17 protein-coding genes are annotated in these 17,069 nt (G+C 38.4%); 13 read left to right on the plus strand and 4 right to left on the minus strand.

Annotated features, from left to right (window positions below; translation table 11 throughout):
* Positions 1–20: 20 nt before the first annotated feature.
* Entirely contained in the window at positions 21–839 is an 819-nt protein-coding gene (locus J2Z40_RS05130) for an alpha/beta fold hydrolase (RefSeq protein ID WP_066397241.1), read from the minus strand.
* 313 nt (positions 840–1,152) lie between these two features.
* On the opposite strand from J2Z40_RS05130, the gene yugI reads away from it, so the two are divergent.
* Positions 1,153–1,536, plus strand: a complete 384-nt coding sequence (gene yugI / locus J2Z40_RS05135) for a S1 domain-containing post-transcriptional regulator GSP13 (protein WP_066397239.1) — start codon at positions 1,153–1,155, stop codon at positions 1,534–1,536.
* A 125-nt stretch (positions 1,537–1,661) separates the two neighbouring features.
* Positions 1,662–2,852: an ornithine--oxo-acid transaminase gene (locus tag J2Z40_RS05140; protein ID WP_066397236.1), complete on the plus strand. Its 1,191-nt coding sequence runs from the start codon at positions 1,662–1,664 to the stop codon at positions 2,850–2,852.
* 182 nt (positions 2,853–3,034) lie between these two features.
* On the opposite strand, the gene J2Z40_RS05145 is transcribed toward J2Z40_RS05140, so the two are convergent.
* From J2Z40_RS05145 to J2Z40_RS05155, 3 genes are all read right to left on the minus strand, one after another.
* A complete protein-coding gene (locus J2Z40_RS05145; RefSeq protein ID WP_066397234.1) occupies positions 3,035–3,790 on the minus strand; it encodes a glucose 1-dehydrogenase in 756 nt (251 codons plus the stop codon).
* A 31-nt stretch (positions 3,791–3,821) separates the two neighbouring features.
* Positions 3,822–5,291: a gluconokinase gene (locus tag J2Z40_RS05150; RefSeq protein WP_066397230.1), complete on the minus strand. Its 1,470-nt coding sequence runs from the start codon at positions 5,289–5,291 to the stop codon at positions 3,822–3,824.
* Positions 5,292–5,390: 99 nt separating this feature from the next.
* Positions 5,391–6,248: a MurR/RpiR family transcriptional regulator gene (locus J2Z40_RS05155; protein ID WP_066397227.1), complete on the minus strand. Its 858-nt coding sequence runs from the start codon at positions 6,246–6,248 to the stop codon at positions 5,391–5,393.
* Between the two features lie 219 nt (positions 6,249–6,467).
* On the opposite strand from J2Z40_RS05155, the gene gnd reads away from it, so the two are divergent.
* The 11 genes from gnd (at position 6,468) to J2Z40_RS05210 (ending at position 16,674) form a co-directional block, all read left to right on the plus strand.
* A complete protein-coding gene (gnd, locus tag J2Z40_RS05160) occupies positions 6,468–7,364 on the plus strand; it encodes a phosphogluconate dehydrogenase (NAD(+)-dependent, decarboxylating) (RefSeq protein ID WP_066397226.1) in 897 nt (298 codons plus the stop codon).
* A 21-nt stretch (positions 7,365–7,385) separates the two neighbouring features.
* Positions 7,386–8,423 (plus strand): TRAP transporter substrate-binding protein, encoded by a 1,038-nt coding sequence (locus J2Z40_RS05165; RefSeq protein ID WP_066397225.1) that lies wholly within the window; start codon positions 7,386–7,388, stop codon positions 8,421–8,423.
* A gap of 79 nt (positions 8,424–8,502) precedes the next feature.
* Positions 8,503–9,027, plus strand: coding sequence for a TRAP transporter small permease (locus J2Z40_RS05170; protein WP_066397222.1), 525 nt, complete (start codon positions 8,503–8,505; stop codon positions 9,025–9,027).
* A 15-nt stretch (positions 9,028–9,042) separates the two neighbouring features.
* The gene (locus tag J2Z40_RS05175) at positions 9,043–10,311 is read left to right on the plus strand and encodes a TRAP transporter large permease (RefSeq protein ID WP_066397219.1); all 1,269 of its coding nucleotides are present in this window, start codon (positions 9,043–9,045) and stop codon (positions 10,309–10,311) included.
* Between the two features lie 41 nt (positions 10,312–10,352).
* A complete protein-coding gene (locus tag J2Z40_RS05180; RefSeq protein WP_066397213.1) occupies positions 10,353–11,318 on the plus strand; it encodes a sugar kinase in 966 nt (321 codons plus the stop codon).
* 59 nt (positions 11,319–11,377) lie between these two features.
* Positions 11,378–12,022, plus strand: coding sequence for a bifunctional 4-hydroxy-2-oxoglutarate aldolase/2-dehydro-3-deoxy-phosphogluconate aldolase (locus tag J2Z40_RS05185; protein WP_066397210.1), 645 nt, complete (start codon positions 11,378–11,380; stop codon positions 12,020–12,022).
* 28 nt (positions 12,023–12,050) lie between these two features.
* Positions 12,051–13,199, plus strand: a complete 1,149-nt coding sequence (gene dgoD, locus J2Z40_RS05190; protein WP_066397207.1) for a galactonate dehydratase — start codon at positions 12,051–12,053, stop codon at positions 13,197–13,199.
* 28 nt (positions 13,200–13,227) lie between these two features.
* Positions 13,228–14,223 (plus strand): C-terminal binding protein, encoded by a 996-nt coding sequence (locus tag J2Z40_RS05195; protein ID WP_066397204.1) that lies wholly within the window; start codon positions 13,228–13,230, stop codon positions 14,221–14,223.
* Between the two features lie 39 nt (positions 14,224–14,262).
* Positions 14,263–14,523 carry an HPr family phosphocarrier protein gene (locus J2Z40_RS05200; protein ID WP_066397197.1) on the plus strand — a complete coding sequence of 87 codons (261 nt, stop codon included), beginning with the start codon at positions 14,263–14,265 and terminating at the stop codon, positions 14,521–14,523.
* A 166-nt stretch (positions 14,524–14,689) separates the two neighbouring features.
* Positions 14,690–15,379 carry a ribose-5-phosphate isomerase RpiA gene (gene rpiA / locus J2Z40_RS05205; RefSeq protein ID WP_281064445.1) on the plus strand — a complete coding sequence of 230 codons (690 nt, stop codon included), beginning with the start codon at positions 14,690–14,692 and terminating at the stop codon, positions 15,377–15,379.
* Positions 15,380–15,510: 131 nt separating this feature from the next.
* Positions 15,511–16,674 (plus strand): iron-containing alcohol dehydrogenase, encoded by a 1,164-nt coding sequence (locus tag J2Z40_RS05210; protein ID WP_066397195.1) that lies wholly within the window; start codon positions 15,511–15,513, stop codon positions 16,672–16,674.
* Positions 16,675–17,069: the final 395 nt, after the last annotated feature.

Genomic DNA, 17,069 nt, shown 5'->3' on the forward strand with positions numbered 1-17,069 from the left:
ATAAACCTCAGTAAAAACGCTCAATGTGAGATAAAAGCCCTTATATGAGTTAGCACTTCATGTGGACGCTCTTCTGGCACAAGATGACCTGTATCATTTAAAATAATTAGCTTCGCATTCTTTAAATCCTTTTGCAGCCGTTTTCCAATTGATAATGGAACAACTTTATCATATTCGCCCCATATTAATAGGCAAGGCGTTTTTATTTGATGCAATTTCTCAATCGGCAAGTCGCCTTCACGGTCACGAATCATACGTTTTAATGCATGGAAAATCCCATTCTCTAAAAAAGGTTCTAAATAACCTTTCTCCATTTCAGCGGTGATTTTTGAATGATCATAAACGACATTTCTTAAATTTTTCTCAACCCCTCCTGTTTTCTCAAGATGTCGCCTAACAAACAAATGAAAAAAAGGAAGATAGCTTGATGCAATCAGTGAGCGATTGGACTTTTGGAGGTAGGCGGAACTGCAAAGCAACACACAGCCATCAACAAGTTCAGGTTTCAAATATGCAATATTAAGGGCAATTTGTCCGCCCATGGAATGTCCAATTAACGTTACTTTTTTTAATTGAAGCCGCTCACAGAGCTGAATAACGGTGTTGGCATGATTGATGTAAGAGTAAACATAGCGATGAGAGGTGCCGCTTCTGCCAAATGGTGGCAGGTCAATTGAGATCACATTGAATTCATCTTTTAAAAGAGGGATCAAGTGTCTGTAGCTAAAGGTAGAAGAGAGGAAGCCATGCAGTAAGATGATCGTTTGTCTTGTTTGGTCCTGTATATATGATTCGTAATAAATTTCATTCTCATTAATTGTTAATGTATGATGGCTCATCTAGATTCCCTACTTTTACTTTTCCTCTTATTATGTTCAGAAAAAAGGAGAATTACAATAAAAAAAAAGGGACAACCAAAAGGTTGTCCACTTCAAAAAGGGGGAATACTAGAAAGCTTTATAAGATAAGGATTGCCATCATTCATTATTTTATACGTATGTTGTAAAGAAAATTTATTCATAATTACAATAAGTTGCGTACAAAATAGAGAACAACCGTACATTTAATAATTTTTGATAAAAAGTCAATTATATAGTATAATTTTTAATTGCGAATAAAAGAGAAAAATAATATGTCATTAGGAGTGTTTTCATGTCTGAGAAAATCGAAGTTGGAAGTGTAATTACAGGAAAGGTCACGGGTGTTCAACCATATGGTGCGTTTGTAGCATTAGATGAAAATACACAAGGACTTGTTCATATTTCTGAGGTTACTCATGGTTTTGTAAAAGATATTAATGAATTTTTAAAAGTGGGCGACGAAGTAAACGTGAAGGTTCTTTCAATTGACGAAGGAGCTGGAAAAATTGGTTTATCAATCCGTGCGACAGAAGAAGCACCAGTTGTTGAAGCAAAGGCAAAAAAACCAAAGAGCAAGCGTCAAGCTGCGCCGATTAAAGTAGATACAGACTCTTCACAAGGCTTTAATACATTGAAAGATAAGCTTCAAGAATGGATTAATCAGTCACAAGCATAATGAGTAAAAACAATTCCTCTGTTTAAAATAAGCAGAGGAATTTTTTTATGCAATAAAAATGACTCTTTTTTATTCTATGAGTTACAATGAGAATGTATAAATTGGAAATGGGGGATTAGCATATTATGACAAAATCAAATGTAATTATTGATCAAACTGAAAAATACGGTGCAAACAATTATCATCCACTGCCAATCGTTATTTCTAAGGCTGAGGGTGTATGGGTGGAAGATCCAGAAGGAAATAAATATATGGATATGTTAAGTGCCTATTCTGCTGTGAATCAAGGGCATCGTCATCCGAAAATTATTGCCGCATTAAAGGAACAAGCAGATCGTGTGACATTAACTTCACGTGCTTTCCATAACGATCAGCTAGGCCCATGGTATGAAATGATCTGTAAGCTAACGAATAAAGAAATGGCTCTTCCAATGAATACAGGTGCTGAGGCAGTTGAAACAGCAATAAAAGCAGCACGACGCTGGGCATATGATGTAAAAGGAGTGGCTGATAATCAAGCAGAAATCATAGCTTGTATCGGAAACTTCCATGGCCGGACAATGACAGCTGTTTCCCTTTCTTCTGAGGAAGAGTACAAGCGTGGATTTGGCCCAATGCTACCAGGAATCAAATTAATCCCTTACGGTGATCTAGATGCATTGAAAAATGCAATCACTGAAAATACAGCAGCATTCTTGATTGAACCGATTCAAGGAGAAGCCGGAATTGTCATCCCACCTGAAGGCTTCTTAAAGAAAGCATATGAAACGTGTAAAGAGAATAATGTGTTATTCATTGCTGATGAAATTCAAGCAGGACTTGCTCGTTCTGGAAAAATGTTTGCTTGTGAATGGGAAGATGTCGATCCTGATATGTACATTCTCGGCAAGGCATTAGGCGGGGGCGTATTCCCAATTTCTTGTGTTGTTGCGAATAATGAAGTATTAGGTGTTTTCAACCCTGGTTCGCACGGTTCAACATTTGGTGGGAATCCGATGGCTTGCGCAGTATCAATTGCCTCAATGGATGTCCTTGTTGAAGAAAAGCTTGCAGAACGTTCCCTTCAGCTTGGTGACTACTTTAAGGCAAAATTAAAGGAAATCACGAATCCAATTATTAAAGAGGTTCGCGGACGTGGATTATTTATCGGTGTTGAACTGACTGAGCCTGCACGTAAATATTGTGAAGCATTAAAAGAAGAAGGCTTATTATGTAAAGAAACACATGACACAGTTATTCGCTTTGCTCCACCTTTAGTTATTAGCGAAGAAGACTTAGATTGGGCAATTGAGCGTATTAAAAAAGTATTAGGTTAATAGAAAAAATCCTTGCACAATCGATGTGCAAGGATTTTTAATTGGTGAAGCTGTCCGTATAGTAGAGAAAGATACCGATATATTAGTGAACCTATTAGTATATTAGCAAACTTGCTGATATAAAAGCGAACTGGTCCGTATATTAGTGAACGATCCAATTAAAAGAGCAAAAACATCCAATCTTACAGTGATGCTTGCCAGCCTCCGTCAACGTATACCGTATGCCCATTCACATAATTAGACGCAGCTGATGCAAGATAAATCGCCGTGCCGATCAATTCTTCGGGATTGCCCCAGCGTTGTAGCGGCACTTCGCTTTTTACCCATTGATCAAATGCAGGATCGTTTGATAGCGGCTCTGTTAAATCAGTTAAGAAATAGCCAGGACCAATCGCGTTTGTTTGAATGTTGTATTTCCCCCATTCAGTAGCCATCGATTTTGTGAGCATTTTTAATCCTCCCTTGGCTGAACAGTAATTTCCGATGTTTGGGCGAGCCTTCTCTGCATTTAAAGACGTAATATTGATGATCTTTCCTTTTTGTCTATTTTTCATATATGTAAAAACAGCTTGGGACATATAGAAAGCAGAATTTAAGTTCACATTGATGACTGTATTCCAATCCTCATTTGTTAACTCTTCTAATGGTGCACGGCGCTGGATGCCAGCATTATTAATGAGGACATCAATTGGCCCTACGGTTTCCTCGATGACTTTTACATTTTCAATGACAGCTGCCTTGTCGCTTACATCAAATGTATAGCCATATGCTTTTTCTCCAAGCTCTGCAGCTACCTTCTCTGTCGCATCATGATTACGTCCATTAATAATGACTTTTGCTCCGGCTTTCAAAAAGCCCTTGGCTAAGCTTAATCCAATCCCTCTTGTTGATCCAGTAATTAAAATAATTTTATCTGTCACATTAAAAAGATTATTCATTCTGCTTCCCCTTTCATTTCCCTCTGTTAAGCTATCGAATTCGATTGATCGTTTCTGAAAGTTCTTTGTATAAAGCAAACATTTCCATGTAGATCTCATGGTTTTCCTTTATTGGCATGTATTGTCCCTTCATCGGAATATGCTCTTTAATCATCGAGAGATCTTGTGTGACGCCTATTCCATATAAAGCAAGCCAAGCAGCTCCCCATGAGGAACTTTGATGACTAACAGGTACTTGTACTTCTTGATTGAACATATCAGCTAGGATTTGTAGCCAAAGTGGAGAACGGGCAAATCCACCACTTGCAAGAATTTTCTTAGGTGGTCCAGCAAGTCTCTCTAATGTTTGGCCGACATGATAAATACTATAGATGACTCCTTCTAATCCAGCACGAACGATATGTTCTTTTTTATGGCGTAAAGAAAGACCAAAAATATTCCCACGAACCTTTGAATTCCACATCGGTGCTCTTTCTCCATTTAAATAGGGAAGGAATAATAGTTCTTCTGCACCAGGCTGTACTTTTGCAGCTAATGCGATGAATGAGTCAAAGTCTTCATTGCTGCCGAATGTATCTTTCAGCCATTGTAGAACGATGCCGCCATTATTTGTTGGCCCACCAACAAGGGATAATTGATCAGTAAAGCGGTAGCAAAATGTTTGCTGCTGCTCATCTATTTTGGGAGTGGAAATTAATTGTCTAATCGCCCCGCTCGTTCCAATCGTGATGGCTACTTCTCCTGGATCAATCGCACCAATTCCTAGGTTTGCTAATGGGCCATCACTAGCACCAATCACAAATGGAAGATTCATTGTAATCCCCATTTGATTGGCAATCTCTTGATCTAATCCTTCTAGTACAGTCGTTGGTGGGACAGGCTGGAAGAGCTTTTCCTCAGTTATACCGGCTATTTGGAGTGCTTTCTCACTCCAAGTAAGTGTATGAACATCAAACAACCCTGTAGCAGATGCAATAGAGTAATCAACATATTTTACTCCAAACCAGCGGTAAAGGAGAAATTCCTTGATTGAAACAAATGAATCTGCCTGTAAATAAGGTTCATATTTATTTTCCTTCATCCACATTAGTTTCACTAAAGGAGACATTGGATGAATGGGTGTTCCAGTTGCTTCATAAATAGAAGGCTCACGTTCTTTTAATTTTGCAGCTTCTGCGGCTGCTCGCCCGTCTGCCCATGTAATGGATGGGGATAATGGCTCTCCCTTGCTGTTCATACAGATGAGTGAATGCATCGCACTAGATAAACCAATCGCGTAAATACGATCTGACTGAATGTTGCTGCATTCAGTTAACCAGCGAATTACGTTAATTGCTGCCTTTTCTATTTCTAATGGATCTTGTTCAGCCCAGCTTGGAAATGGGGTAAGAAGTGGGTACGCCACTTCATGTTCGGCTAAAACGATTCCGGATACATTAAAAGCTACAGCCTTTACACTAGTCGTACCAATATCAAGGCCAATGACAATCGATTTGTCCATAACTATACCTCCCATACAATTTAGAAGCTTATTCAGGAATGTTTTTGCATGACGAAATTAGATGAACATGTGACTCTCATGGTTCAAATAGAAGATCATTTACATTCGCTTTGTTTTAATGACATTTCTTATTTTTTGAATTGAATCTTTCATTTGACTGTTCAGCTTCACATTCACATTTACATGCAAGGCATCAATAATACTTAGCTGGGCTAGTCGAGAAGCAAGTGCCTCCGAGCGGAATTCTGTTTCTTCAGATACAGTAAATAAAGTAATATCAGCTATTTTGCTAAGCGGGGTTGTGGCATAATGAGTAATTCCAATAGTAGTAGCCCCATTGGATTTGGCTACTTCTAGAGCTTCGATTATATCTCTGCTCCTGCCCGAATGGGAAATGCCGACCGCCACATCGTTCTCCGTAAGCTGTGAAGCACTCATAATCTGCAGATGTGAATCGGTATAGCAATTTGTATTCATTCCACTTCGAATGAATTTGTGGTGTGCGTCCATGGCAATAGAACCTGATCCTCCAAGCCCGTAGAAACAAATTTTTCCAGCTGATACAAAAGCACTTACCGCTGATTTAAATTGGTTCATGTCAATCACTTGAAGTGTGTCCTCTAATGTTCGAATATTTGATTTAAAAATTTTTGTTGCAATCGTCTTTTCATCATCCTCAACGGTGATTGCCTCGTAAATGTCCTTTATAGGCGATGAAATTTCCGATGCAATCGCAATTTTCATTGCTTGATAGCCTTTGAACCCAATGCGCTTACAAAAACGGAATACGGTAGCATCTGCAATTCCAAGATCTTCTGCCAGTTCACTGATGGTTGAGTGAATAATCTTTTCAGGGTGGTTTAAAATAAGGTTTGCGACAGATTGTTCTTTTTCACTTAGACGTGAGTATATTGCCCGAATTCGAGTAAAACATTGTGGTGCTTGAGAATCATTCATTTGTTTTTCTCCTTAAAATCAATTCTTCAAGTTAAAGTTAACATCAAAATAGAACGATTTCATCATTTTTATTCTAACCAAAAATAAGTGATGAAAAAAATTTTTCTGAATGCTTGCGCTTTATTGAAAAATTTTTCTTGAAATAAAAATAATTTTATACTAATATGACATTAGAAGAAATAAAATTTCACAAAATTGTTTGAAAGGGGTTACATAATTATGAAGTTAGCAATGATTGGCCTCGGGAAAATGGGCTACAACTTAGCACTCAACCTCATTGATCATGGGCATGAAGTAGTTGCCAATGATGTAAATGCTGCTCAAATAGAGAAAATTTCTACTGAAGGAGCAATTGCAGCCTATTCATTAGAAGAGGTTGTTCAACAGCTAGAAACCCCACGTATTATTTGGTTAATGGTGCCAGCTGGTGACATTACTGAAAGCGTTATCTCTACCTTAGTACCAATGTTGGATAAAGGTGATATTATTATCGAAGGCGGAAATTCGAATTATAAAGATACAATTCGCCTAGGAAATGAATTATTGGAAAAAGGAATTTATTTCTTTGATTGTGGTACAAGTGGTGGAGTAGATGGTGCAAGACATGGAATCTGTACGATGATTGGCGGGGATCCAGAAGTCTTTAAAACAATCGAACCAATTATTAAAGATACTTCAGTTGAAAATGGATACTTTTATTCTGGTAAATTAGGTAGTGGTCACTTTTTGAAAATGATTCACAATGGAATTGAATATGGGATGATGCAATCAATTGCAGAAGGATTCGATATTCTTACGAAAAGTGAATTTGACTATGACTTTGAAGGGGTAGCGAAAGTATGGAATCATGGTTCTGTTATTCGCTCTTGGTTAATGGAATTAACTGAGAATGCCTTTTCGAAGGATCCAAAGCTAGAAGGAATAAAAGGGATCATGAATTCTTCTGGTGAAGGAAAATGGACAGTTGAAACGGCATTAGATTTGCAAGTTCCAGCTCCAGTCATTACTTTATCACTTTTGATGAGATATCGATCATTGGAAGATGATACGTTTACAGGAAAAGTAGTTGCGGCACTGCGTAATGAGTTTGGTGGACACGAAATAGTAAAAAAATAAAAATTCAAGGGGGATTTTGGAATGAAAAAACGTTTATCCGTAATACTAATTGCTTTCCTAGTTCTTATTCTAGCTGCATGTGGTGGAGATAATGAAGGTTCTGGTGAGAAAGAAAAGGGCGGAGAAGGGGAAGTAAAAACAATCCGCGCTGGAATCGGTCTAAATGATGCACATCCACAATACAAAGGTTTATTAAAGTTCAAAGAAATTGTTGAAGAAAAAACAAATGGTCAAATTAAAGTTGAAACATACCATAGCGGACAGCTTGGTGATGACCGTACAATGACTGAAGCACTACAAATTGGTTCACAAGAAGTTGTTATTCCTTCTACTGCACCATTAGCAAACTTTGTTCCTGAATTCAGTATTTTTGACTTCCCATTCCTTTTCCCTAGTGAAGAGGTGGCAGATAAAGTATTAGATGGTGAAGTTGGTCAAAAGTTCCTTGATCAATTAGAAAGTCAAAATCTTGTTGGACTTGCTTATTGGGAAAATGGATTCCGTGATGTAACAAACAGCAAGCGTGCAATTGCAACAGCAGCAGATTTCAAAGGGTTAAAATTACGTACAATGGAAAATGAACTTCATTTAGAAGCATTCCGTGCATTAGGAGCTAACCCAACACCAATGGCACTTGCTGAATTATTTACTGCTATGCAGCAAGGGACAGTTGATGGACAAGAAAATCCGTATGCAACAATTTACTTGCAAAAGTTCTATGAAGTTCAAGATCACGTATCAAATACACACCATATTTATAGCCCATTTGTTTTCTTAATGAGCAAATCTTTCTATGATGGATTAACTGAAGAGCAACAAACAATCGTGAAAGAAGCTGCACTTGAATCAGGTAAGTATGAGCGTGAATTAAACCGTGAAGCAAATAACCAAAACTTAGCTGATCTTGAAGAAGCAGGTATGACTTTTACAGAAGTAACACCTGAAGCACGTCAAGAAATGATTGATCTTGTTCAACCAGTACTTGATAAATATGCTGAGAAAATCGGTAAAGAAAAAGTGCAAGAAGTTTACGATGCAATCGAAGAAGCTTCTAAGTAAACAATAAGAAAAGACTTTGGGGAGGAGTAGTCCTCAAAGTCTTTTTTCTTTAAAAATTTTTTTGAAGAAGGAGATCAAAATGAAAATCATTCGATGGTTTGATCGACATATTGAAGAAGTCCTATTAGTCGTTTTTTCTAGTGTGATGGTTGCTGTTATTTTCTTACAAGTAGTCATGAGACAATTTGATAATTCACTTTCATGGTCAGAAGAACTGGCGCGATACTGTTTTATCTGGCTTGTGTATATCGGGATTAGTTACGGTGTCAAAAAGCAGAGACATATTAAAGTAGATGTAGTTCTATTGCTTCTGAAAGAAAAAGGAAGACTTGTTATTACTATTATTGCTAATCTTTTCTTTGTTGCATTTGCACTTTTTGTCATCCGTTATGGTTTTGATATTGCAAATCAATTATTGAATTTCGGGCAAAAGTCACCAGCTAATCAAATTCCAATGGGATTGGTTTATATGGCAACACCGATTGGCATGGGATTAACGCTTATTAGATTAATTCAAAATTTAGTGCAATTAATAAAAGCCCTGCTCGGTAAGGGAGATTATAAAGAAGGCACAGAGGCAGAACAATATTTAGGGGAATCCTAAAAAGGAGGGGACGAAATGACAACTGCTGTCTTGTTCGGTAGTTTTGCGGTTTTATTATTTTTAAGTGTACCAATCGGTATTTCGATTGGATTGGCTACATTAATTACTATTATGGTTTCGGGAACGATTCCTGTTGAGTTTCTAGCAAAAGAATTAGTCACATCTGTTGACTCCTTTCCACTAATGGCTGTCCCATTCTTCATCCTTGCAGGTGAAATTATGGGGAAGGGTGGAATCTCTGAACGATTATTTAAAGTAGCCAATGCAATGGTCGGAAATAAAACGGGCGGATTTGCGATCGCAACAATTATTACCTGTATGTTCTTTGCTGCCATTTCTGGATCAGGTCCTGCAACAGTAGCTGCTATTGGAGGAATTATGATCCCAGCAATGGTTCGTCAAGGCTATGATAAGAAGTTTGCTGCAGCCGTTGTAGCAGCGGCTGGATCGATTGGGGTTATTATTCCACCAAGTATTCCAATGGTAATCTACGGGGTAACTGGAAATGTGTCAATCGGTGATTTATTTATTTCTGGGATTGTTCCTGGAATTCTAGTTGGACTAGCAATGATTATATGGGCTTATATTTACTCGAAGAAAAAAGGATATAAAGGCTTGGATGAGCCGACATCCATTAAGCGAATTCTGAAAGCAACTTGGGATGCAAAATGGGCTTTATTAATTCCAATTATTATTTTGGGCGGAATTTATGGCGGTATTTTCACACCAACAGAAGCTGCTGTTGTCGCTGTTGTTTATGGCCTTTTTGCTGCAATGGTATTATATCGTGAACTTAAGATAAAAGATTTACCGAAAGTGATTACAGATTCTGCACTAACAACTGCAACGGTCTTGATTATTGTTGGAACTGCCAATGCATTTGGTCGTCTATTAACAATTGAGCAAATACCAACTCAAATTGCCAATGCTTTATTATCCGTTTCTACGAACCCAATTGTAATTATTTTACTTATTACTGTTCTTTTATTAATTGTTGGGATGTTCATGGATACACTTGCAGCAATTATTATTTTAACACCAATTCTATTGCCGATCGCCATTCAAATTGGCTATGACCCTGTTCATTTTGGATTATTAATGGTCATTAACTTGGCCATTGGATTCTTTACGCCGCCAGTAGGGGTAAACCTATTTGTAGCATCAGGGATTTCTGGCGTTCGAATGGAAACTTTATCAAAAGCAGTATTGCCTTTCTTAGTTGCAATGCTGATTACATTATTATTTGTAACATTTATTCCACAGCTGTCATTGATGTTTCTTTAATTAGTTAAAGTGATTATAAACAGATAAAGAGGTTGTTAATTATGAATATGTATGATGTATTTACGTTTGGCGAAACGATGGTTTTATTTCAACCAGAACAAATGCTCCCACTTGAATATGTACACCAGTTCCCGAAGCGAATTGGGGGAGCTGAATCAAATGTAGCTATTGGATTAACTAGGCTAGGCCACTCGGTTGGGTGGTTTAGCAAACTAGGCGATGATCCATTCGGTCGATACATTCAAAAATATGTTCGTGGGGAAGGTGTAGATACATCTTCCTGTCTTTTTACAGATCAGGCACCGACAGGGTTGATTTTTAAAGAACAGTTGTCCCCTGAGGATATGAATGTGTATTATTACCGGAAAAATTCAGCAGCGAGTTTAATGGAAGCAGCCGATTTAAAGGAAGAGTATATTTCGAAAGCAAAAATTCTTCATATTTCTGGAATCACTCCTGCCTTAAGTGACTCATGCTATGAAGCGGTTATGAAGGCGATTGCGATTGCGAAAAAAAATCAGATGAAGATTGTGTTTGATCCGAATCTCCGCTTGAAGCTATGGTCGATCGAAAAGGCGAAAAAGGTATTTAATGAAATTGCTGCTTACGCCGATGTGATTTTGCCAGGCCTTGATGAAGGTCAATTTATGACTGGACTGACTGATGTGGAAGAAGTTGCAGAAGCATTGATGGGCAATGAGGATAAAACAATTATTATCAAGCTTGGTGAGAAGGGTGCTTATTATCACACGAAGAATGAGAATGGCTATGTGGAGGGCTTCCCCGTTCAGCGAGTGGTTGATCCAGTAGGTGCTGGAGATGGATTTGCTGCTGGGATTATAAGTGGCATTTTGCGTAAAGAGCCAATGGAACAGGTCGTTCGACGTGCAAATGCAATTGGTGCGATGGTCGTTGGCATGAGTGGAGATATTGAAGGATTACCCACTTTTGAAAGTGTGGAACGATTTATGTCGCCGGACAGTAACACGAGGGACGTAAAAAGATAAGAATGCATCGGATTTTTAAGCCCGATAAATTGCGATAAATTCTAAGGGGAGTATCTAAAATGAAAAAATGGGAAGATTTAATTCGTTTAAAGGAATCAGGACTTGTAGCTGTCATTCGTAGGCCGAAGCAAGCGCAAATCCATTCGATTGCCGAGGCGCTTGTTGAAGGCGGCGTTGGAGCTTTAGAAATAACGGTGGATACACCTGGGGCATTAGCGATGATTAATGACCTTAAGGCATCATTTAAGGATAAAGTTTTAGTCGGAGCTGGGACTGTACTGGATGCGTATTCTGCAAAAGCAGCGATTGATGCAGGTGCAGATTTCATCTTCTCCCCAAGCTTTGATGTTGAGACGATTCAAGTGACCAATCGATATGGCCGTATTTCGATTCCGGGTGTAATGACACCAACTGAGATCGTTCAAGCGTATTCAGCTGGTGCTGACTTATTAAAAGTGTTCCCTGGTTCTGCACTTGGAGAGAATTATTTGAAGGATTTACAAGGACCATTAGGACATATTCCAATGATGCCAACTGGCGGTGTGGATTTAAATAATGTAGAGACTTTTATTAAAAATGGGGCAGTAGCTGTTGGAGCTGGCGGTTCATTAATGGACAAGCAGGCGATTGCTGAAGAACGGTACGAAGCATTAACGGAAACGGCGAAAGCATTCATTGCGAAAATTCAGAAGGCAAGAGGATAGAAGAATCGATTACATCGGAGGGTGAAGCATGAAAATTACAAAACTTGAGACATTCATAGTCCCGCCAAGATGGTTGTTTTTAAAAATAGAAACAGATGAAGGGATTATTGGCTGGGGAGAGCCTGTTGTAGAAGGACGGGCAGCAACTGTAAAGGCTGCTGTTGAGGAGTTTAGTGACTATCTAGTTGGCAAAGATCCTTTACGAATAGAAGACCATTGGCAGGCGATGTACCGAGCTGGTTTTTACCGGGGTGGTCCGATCTTAATGAGTGCAATTGCTGGGATTGACCAAGCGCTATGGGATATTAAAGGGAAGTATTACAATGCACCTATCTCAGAATTAATGGGCGGCGCATGCCGAGATTCGATTCGCGTCTATTCATGGATTGGTGGAGACAGACCAAGTGATGTTGGGAAAGCAGCGAAAGAGGCGGTTGCTGCAGGATTTACTGCTGTGAAAATGAATGGAACAGAAGAGCTGCAATATATTGATTCCTATCAAAAGATTGATGAAGCTGTTGCAAGAATTGCAGCTGTTCGTGAGGCAGTGGGGGATTATGTTGGAATTGGGATTGATTTCCATGGACGTGTACATAAGCCAATGGCGAAAATATTGGCGAAGGAGCTAGAGCAGTTCAGACCGATGTTTATTGAAGAGCCTGTCTTACCCGAAAATAATGAAGCCCTTCGTGAAATAGCAAGGGTAACAAATATTCCTATCGCTACTGGGGAGAGAATGTTTTCTAAATGGGATTTCAAAAAAGTCCTTGAGGACGGCTATGTTGATATTATCCAGCCTGATTTATCACATGCAGGTGGCATTACAGAGTGTAAAAAGATTTTTGCAATGGCAGAAGCCTATGATGTGGCAGTGGCTCCCCATTGTCCGTTAGGTCCTATTGCATTAGCTTCATGCCTGCAAGTAGATGCGACTTCACATAATGCCTTTATTCAAGAGCAAAGCTTAGGCATTCACTATAATCAAGGCAGTGACTTATTAGACTATTTAAATGACCAGAAAGTGTTTGAATACAAAGATGGCTATGTCGATATGCTGAAAAAGCCAGGCTTAGGCATTTCTATTAATGAAGAGTTTGTTCGAAAACAAGCAGAAGAAGGACATAATTGGAAAAATCCTGTTTGGCGCCATAAGGATGGTTCGATAGCAGAGTGGTAATTAAATCACAGAATAGGAGTTGATACAGATGAGTCAATTTAAAGTCATTGTAACAGATTATGAGTATGATACATTTGCCCCAGAGAAAGAAGTATTGGACAAGCTTGGAATTGAATTAACATTTGAACAGTGTAAGACTGAAGATGATGTCATTGAGAAATGCAAGGATGCAGATGCTCTCATTAGCCAATATGCTCCGTTTACTCGCCGGGTAATCGAGAATTTAAATAATTGTAAAGTCATTTCCCGCTATGGAGTTGGCTTTAATACAATTGATGTTGAAGCCGCAACAGAAAAGGGCATCATTGTTGGGAATGTAACAGATTATTGTCTAGATGAAGTGTCTGATCATGCGATGGCCCTTTTGCTATCAAGTGTGCGTAAAATTACGAAAATGAATAACGCAGTAAAAAGTGGGACATGGGATTTCAAAGTGGCTGTTCCGGTATTTAGATTGAGAGGACGTACACTAGGTCTTGTTGGTTTTGGCAATATTCCACAAACAGTGGCAACGAAGGCAAAAGCCTTTGGTTTAAATGTCATTGCATATGATCCATTTGTATCTGAAGAAGTTGCAAAGGAAAAAAACGTGGAATTAGTCAGCTTGGATGAGCTTTGTGAAAGATCAGATTATCTATCTGTTCATGTTCCGCTGAATAAGCATACTGAGGGTATGATCAGTCATGAACAGTTTAATAAAATGAAGAAGGAAGCCTTTATCATTAATACAGCACGTGGCCCAATTATTGATGAAAAAGCACTTATTCAGGCACTTCAAGAAGAAAAAATTGCTGGTGCAGGACTTGATGTATTAGAGGTAGAACCAATTGACCTGAATAATCCATTATTGAAGATGGATAATGTGTTAATCAATCCGCATTCTGCTTTTTATTCAGTTGAAGCAGAAGTGGAACTGAAAAGGAAAACTGCACAAAATGTAGCCGATGTCCTTTCTGGTTATTACCCAACTTATCTTGTAAATAAGGAAGTAAAGGATAGAGTGCATCTGAAAGAAAAAGAATAAGGATGGCCCCTTAAACTGACTAATAAAGGAGGAAAAGGAATGGAAAAGTGTAGCAGTAAACAGATTGTAGTAAACATTTCTGAGAATGTTACGATTATTGAAGTAAGTAAAGCAACACAAAAGTACAACTCAGAAATTTACTTAAAAAAGAATGTGAATGGTACGCTTCATGACATTAACTTAAAAAGCTTCCTTGGATTGATTACATTACAGTTAAAGAACGGTGATCATGTAACAGTTAGTGCAGTAGGTGATGATTGTGAAGAAGCTTTAGAAGAGGTAGTCGGATACTTAAGCTAAACCTTTTATAAAAAGACTCCGTAAATGCGGAGTCTTTTTATAAACATAACGTTTGAGTGAAAGAATGATCTAGCGCAATTCTTCTAGTCAGCCATCTTTTTTGCTCTATATAAGGCTGAACAGGGTGTTTGTGCTTTTCTTTGAAATAATGAAAGAGGTGTTTTTTTTGAGTGAACAAGTGAATCTATTTAAAAAAGCGGCTGGGGAGAAAGCGGTTGAATACATAAAGGATGGGATGATTATTGGACTAGGTTCAGGATCAACTGTCTATTGGACACTAAAGAAGCTTGGGGAGCTAGTCGAGGAAGGGTTAAATGTGAAAGGGATTCCTTCCTCTTTAAGAACAGAAGGCTGGGCAAAGGAATTTAAGATTCCGCTAACTGATTTTTCAGAGGTTCAGACCCTTGATATTGCTATTGATGGAGCCGATGAAATTGATCCAGACTTTAATCTTACAAAAGGTGGAGGTGGCTCACTTGTACGTGAGAAGATGGTTGATGCCCACTCGAAAAAGCTCATTATCGTCGCAGATGAGTCAAAAATGGTCTCACAATTAGGGGAATTTCCTTTACCAGTTGAGGTTCTGCCATTCGGATGGGAGGTTACTGCGAAAAAAATCGAAGCACTAGGTGCAAAACCTGTATTACGAGAACGAGAGGACAGTATTTTTATTTCAAATAATGGCAACTATATTTTGGATTGCCATTTTCACACGATTGCTGATCCGAAAAAGCTTCATCATGAATTAAAGCAAATGCTTGGTGTAGTAGAAACAGGTTTATTTATTGATATGACAGATACAATTATTATTGCAGGTCAGAACGAGGTCAAGGTGATTGATCATCCGAATAAGTAGAATGAGTAGAGTCTATTTTCAAAGATAATAGGCTCTATTTTTCTATTTAATAGTCGTTTTGACAGGATTTATATGGTAGCTCTGCTATAATAACGTAAATAGACGTTCATAATGAAAAGGAGAGATGTCGTTTGCAAAACTTTACATTTTGGAATCCAACGAAATTAATTTTTGGAAAAGGTCAGTTAGAGCAATTACAAAATGAAATCCCACAATACGGGAACAAAGTTTTACTCGTATATGGCGGTGGGAGCATTAAGCGAAATGGTTTGTATGAGAATGTCATTGGCCAATTGAAGCAAATGGATATAGAAATCTTTGAACTTGCAGGCGTTGAACCAAATCCTCGAATTTCAACTGTGAGAAAGGGTGTTGAAATTTGTAAGGAAAACGGTGTGGATTTCCTATTAGCTGTTGGTGGCGGCAGTGTAATTGACTGTACAAAGGCAATTGCTGCAGGAGCGAAATATGACGGGGATGCTTGGGATTTAGTAGTCAAAAAATCATTTGCAACCGAAGCATTGCCATTTGGTACGGTTTTAACGTTGGCGGCGACTGGTTCTGAGATGAATTCAGGATCGGTGATCACAAACTGGGAAACAAATGAAAAATATGGCTGGGGAAGCCCAACTGTTTTTCCGAAATTCTCTATTTTAGACCCTGTACATACAATCTCTGTTCCAAGAGATCAAACCGTTTATGGCATTGTCGATATGATGTCCCATGTGCTTGAGCATTATTTCCATTTAGCAAAGCAGACTGATTTTCAAGATCGAATGTGTGAATCTCTATTAGTAACCATTATGGAAACTGCACCAAAGCTTTTAAGTGATCTTGAAAATTATGAACATCGTGCAACGATTCTCTATGCAGGAACAATGGCATTAAATGGCATCCTAAATATGGGCTATCGAGGAGATTGGGCGACCCATAATATTGAGCATGCGGTTTCAGCCGTATACGACATCCCGCATGGCGGTGGACTAGCTATTTTGTTCCCAAATTGGATGAAGCACAATCTTCATGTCAAGCCAGAACGATTTAAACAGCTTGCAGTAAGAGTGTTTGGTGTTGATCCAACTGGAAAAACGGATGAAGAAACAGCTTTAGAAGGCATCGAGAAGCTGCGCGAATTTTGGATTGGAATTGGCGCACCAAAAAGACTAGCGGATTATGATATTGAGGAAAGTGGCCTTGTACAAATGGCAGATAAAGCAATGGTGAATGGTGAATTTGGTAATTTTGCTAAATTAAATCATCAAGATGTGATGAACATTTATAAGTTATCCTTGTAAAGGCACTGTTAATAATTCCTGTTGATTTTCATGTATGTATGAGGAGGAATAAGCGGAGAAATTCCGCTTAACAGCTCTAGATTTGATAAAAATCATTGTTTTGGATCAAATAAGCGGAAATTATCCGCCTATTCCATAAAAAGAACCAAAATAAGCAGAAATAAGCGGAGAAATTCCGCTTAACACCACTAAATTTGATAAAAATCATTGTTTTGGATCAAATAAGCGGAAAAATTCCGCCTATTCCATAAAAAGAATCAAAATAAGCAGAAATAAGCGGAGAAATTCCGCTTAACAGCTCTAAATTTGATAAAAATCATTGTTTTGGATCAAATAAGCGGAAAAATTCCGCCTATTCCATAAAAAGAATCAAAATAAGCAGAAATAAGCGGAGA

Source organism: Cytobacillus eiseniae (assembly GCF_017874625.1).
GTDB lineage: Bacteria > Bacillota > Bacilli > Bacillales > Cytobacillaceae > Cytobacillus > Cytobacillus eiseniae.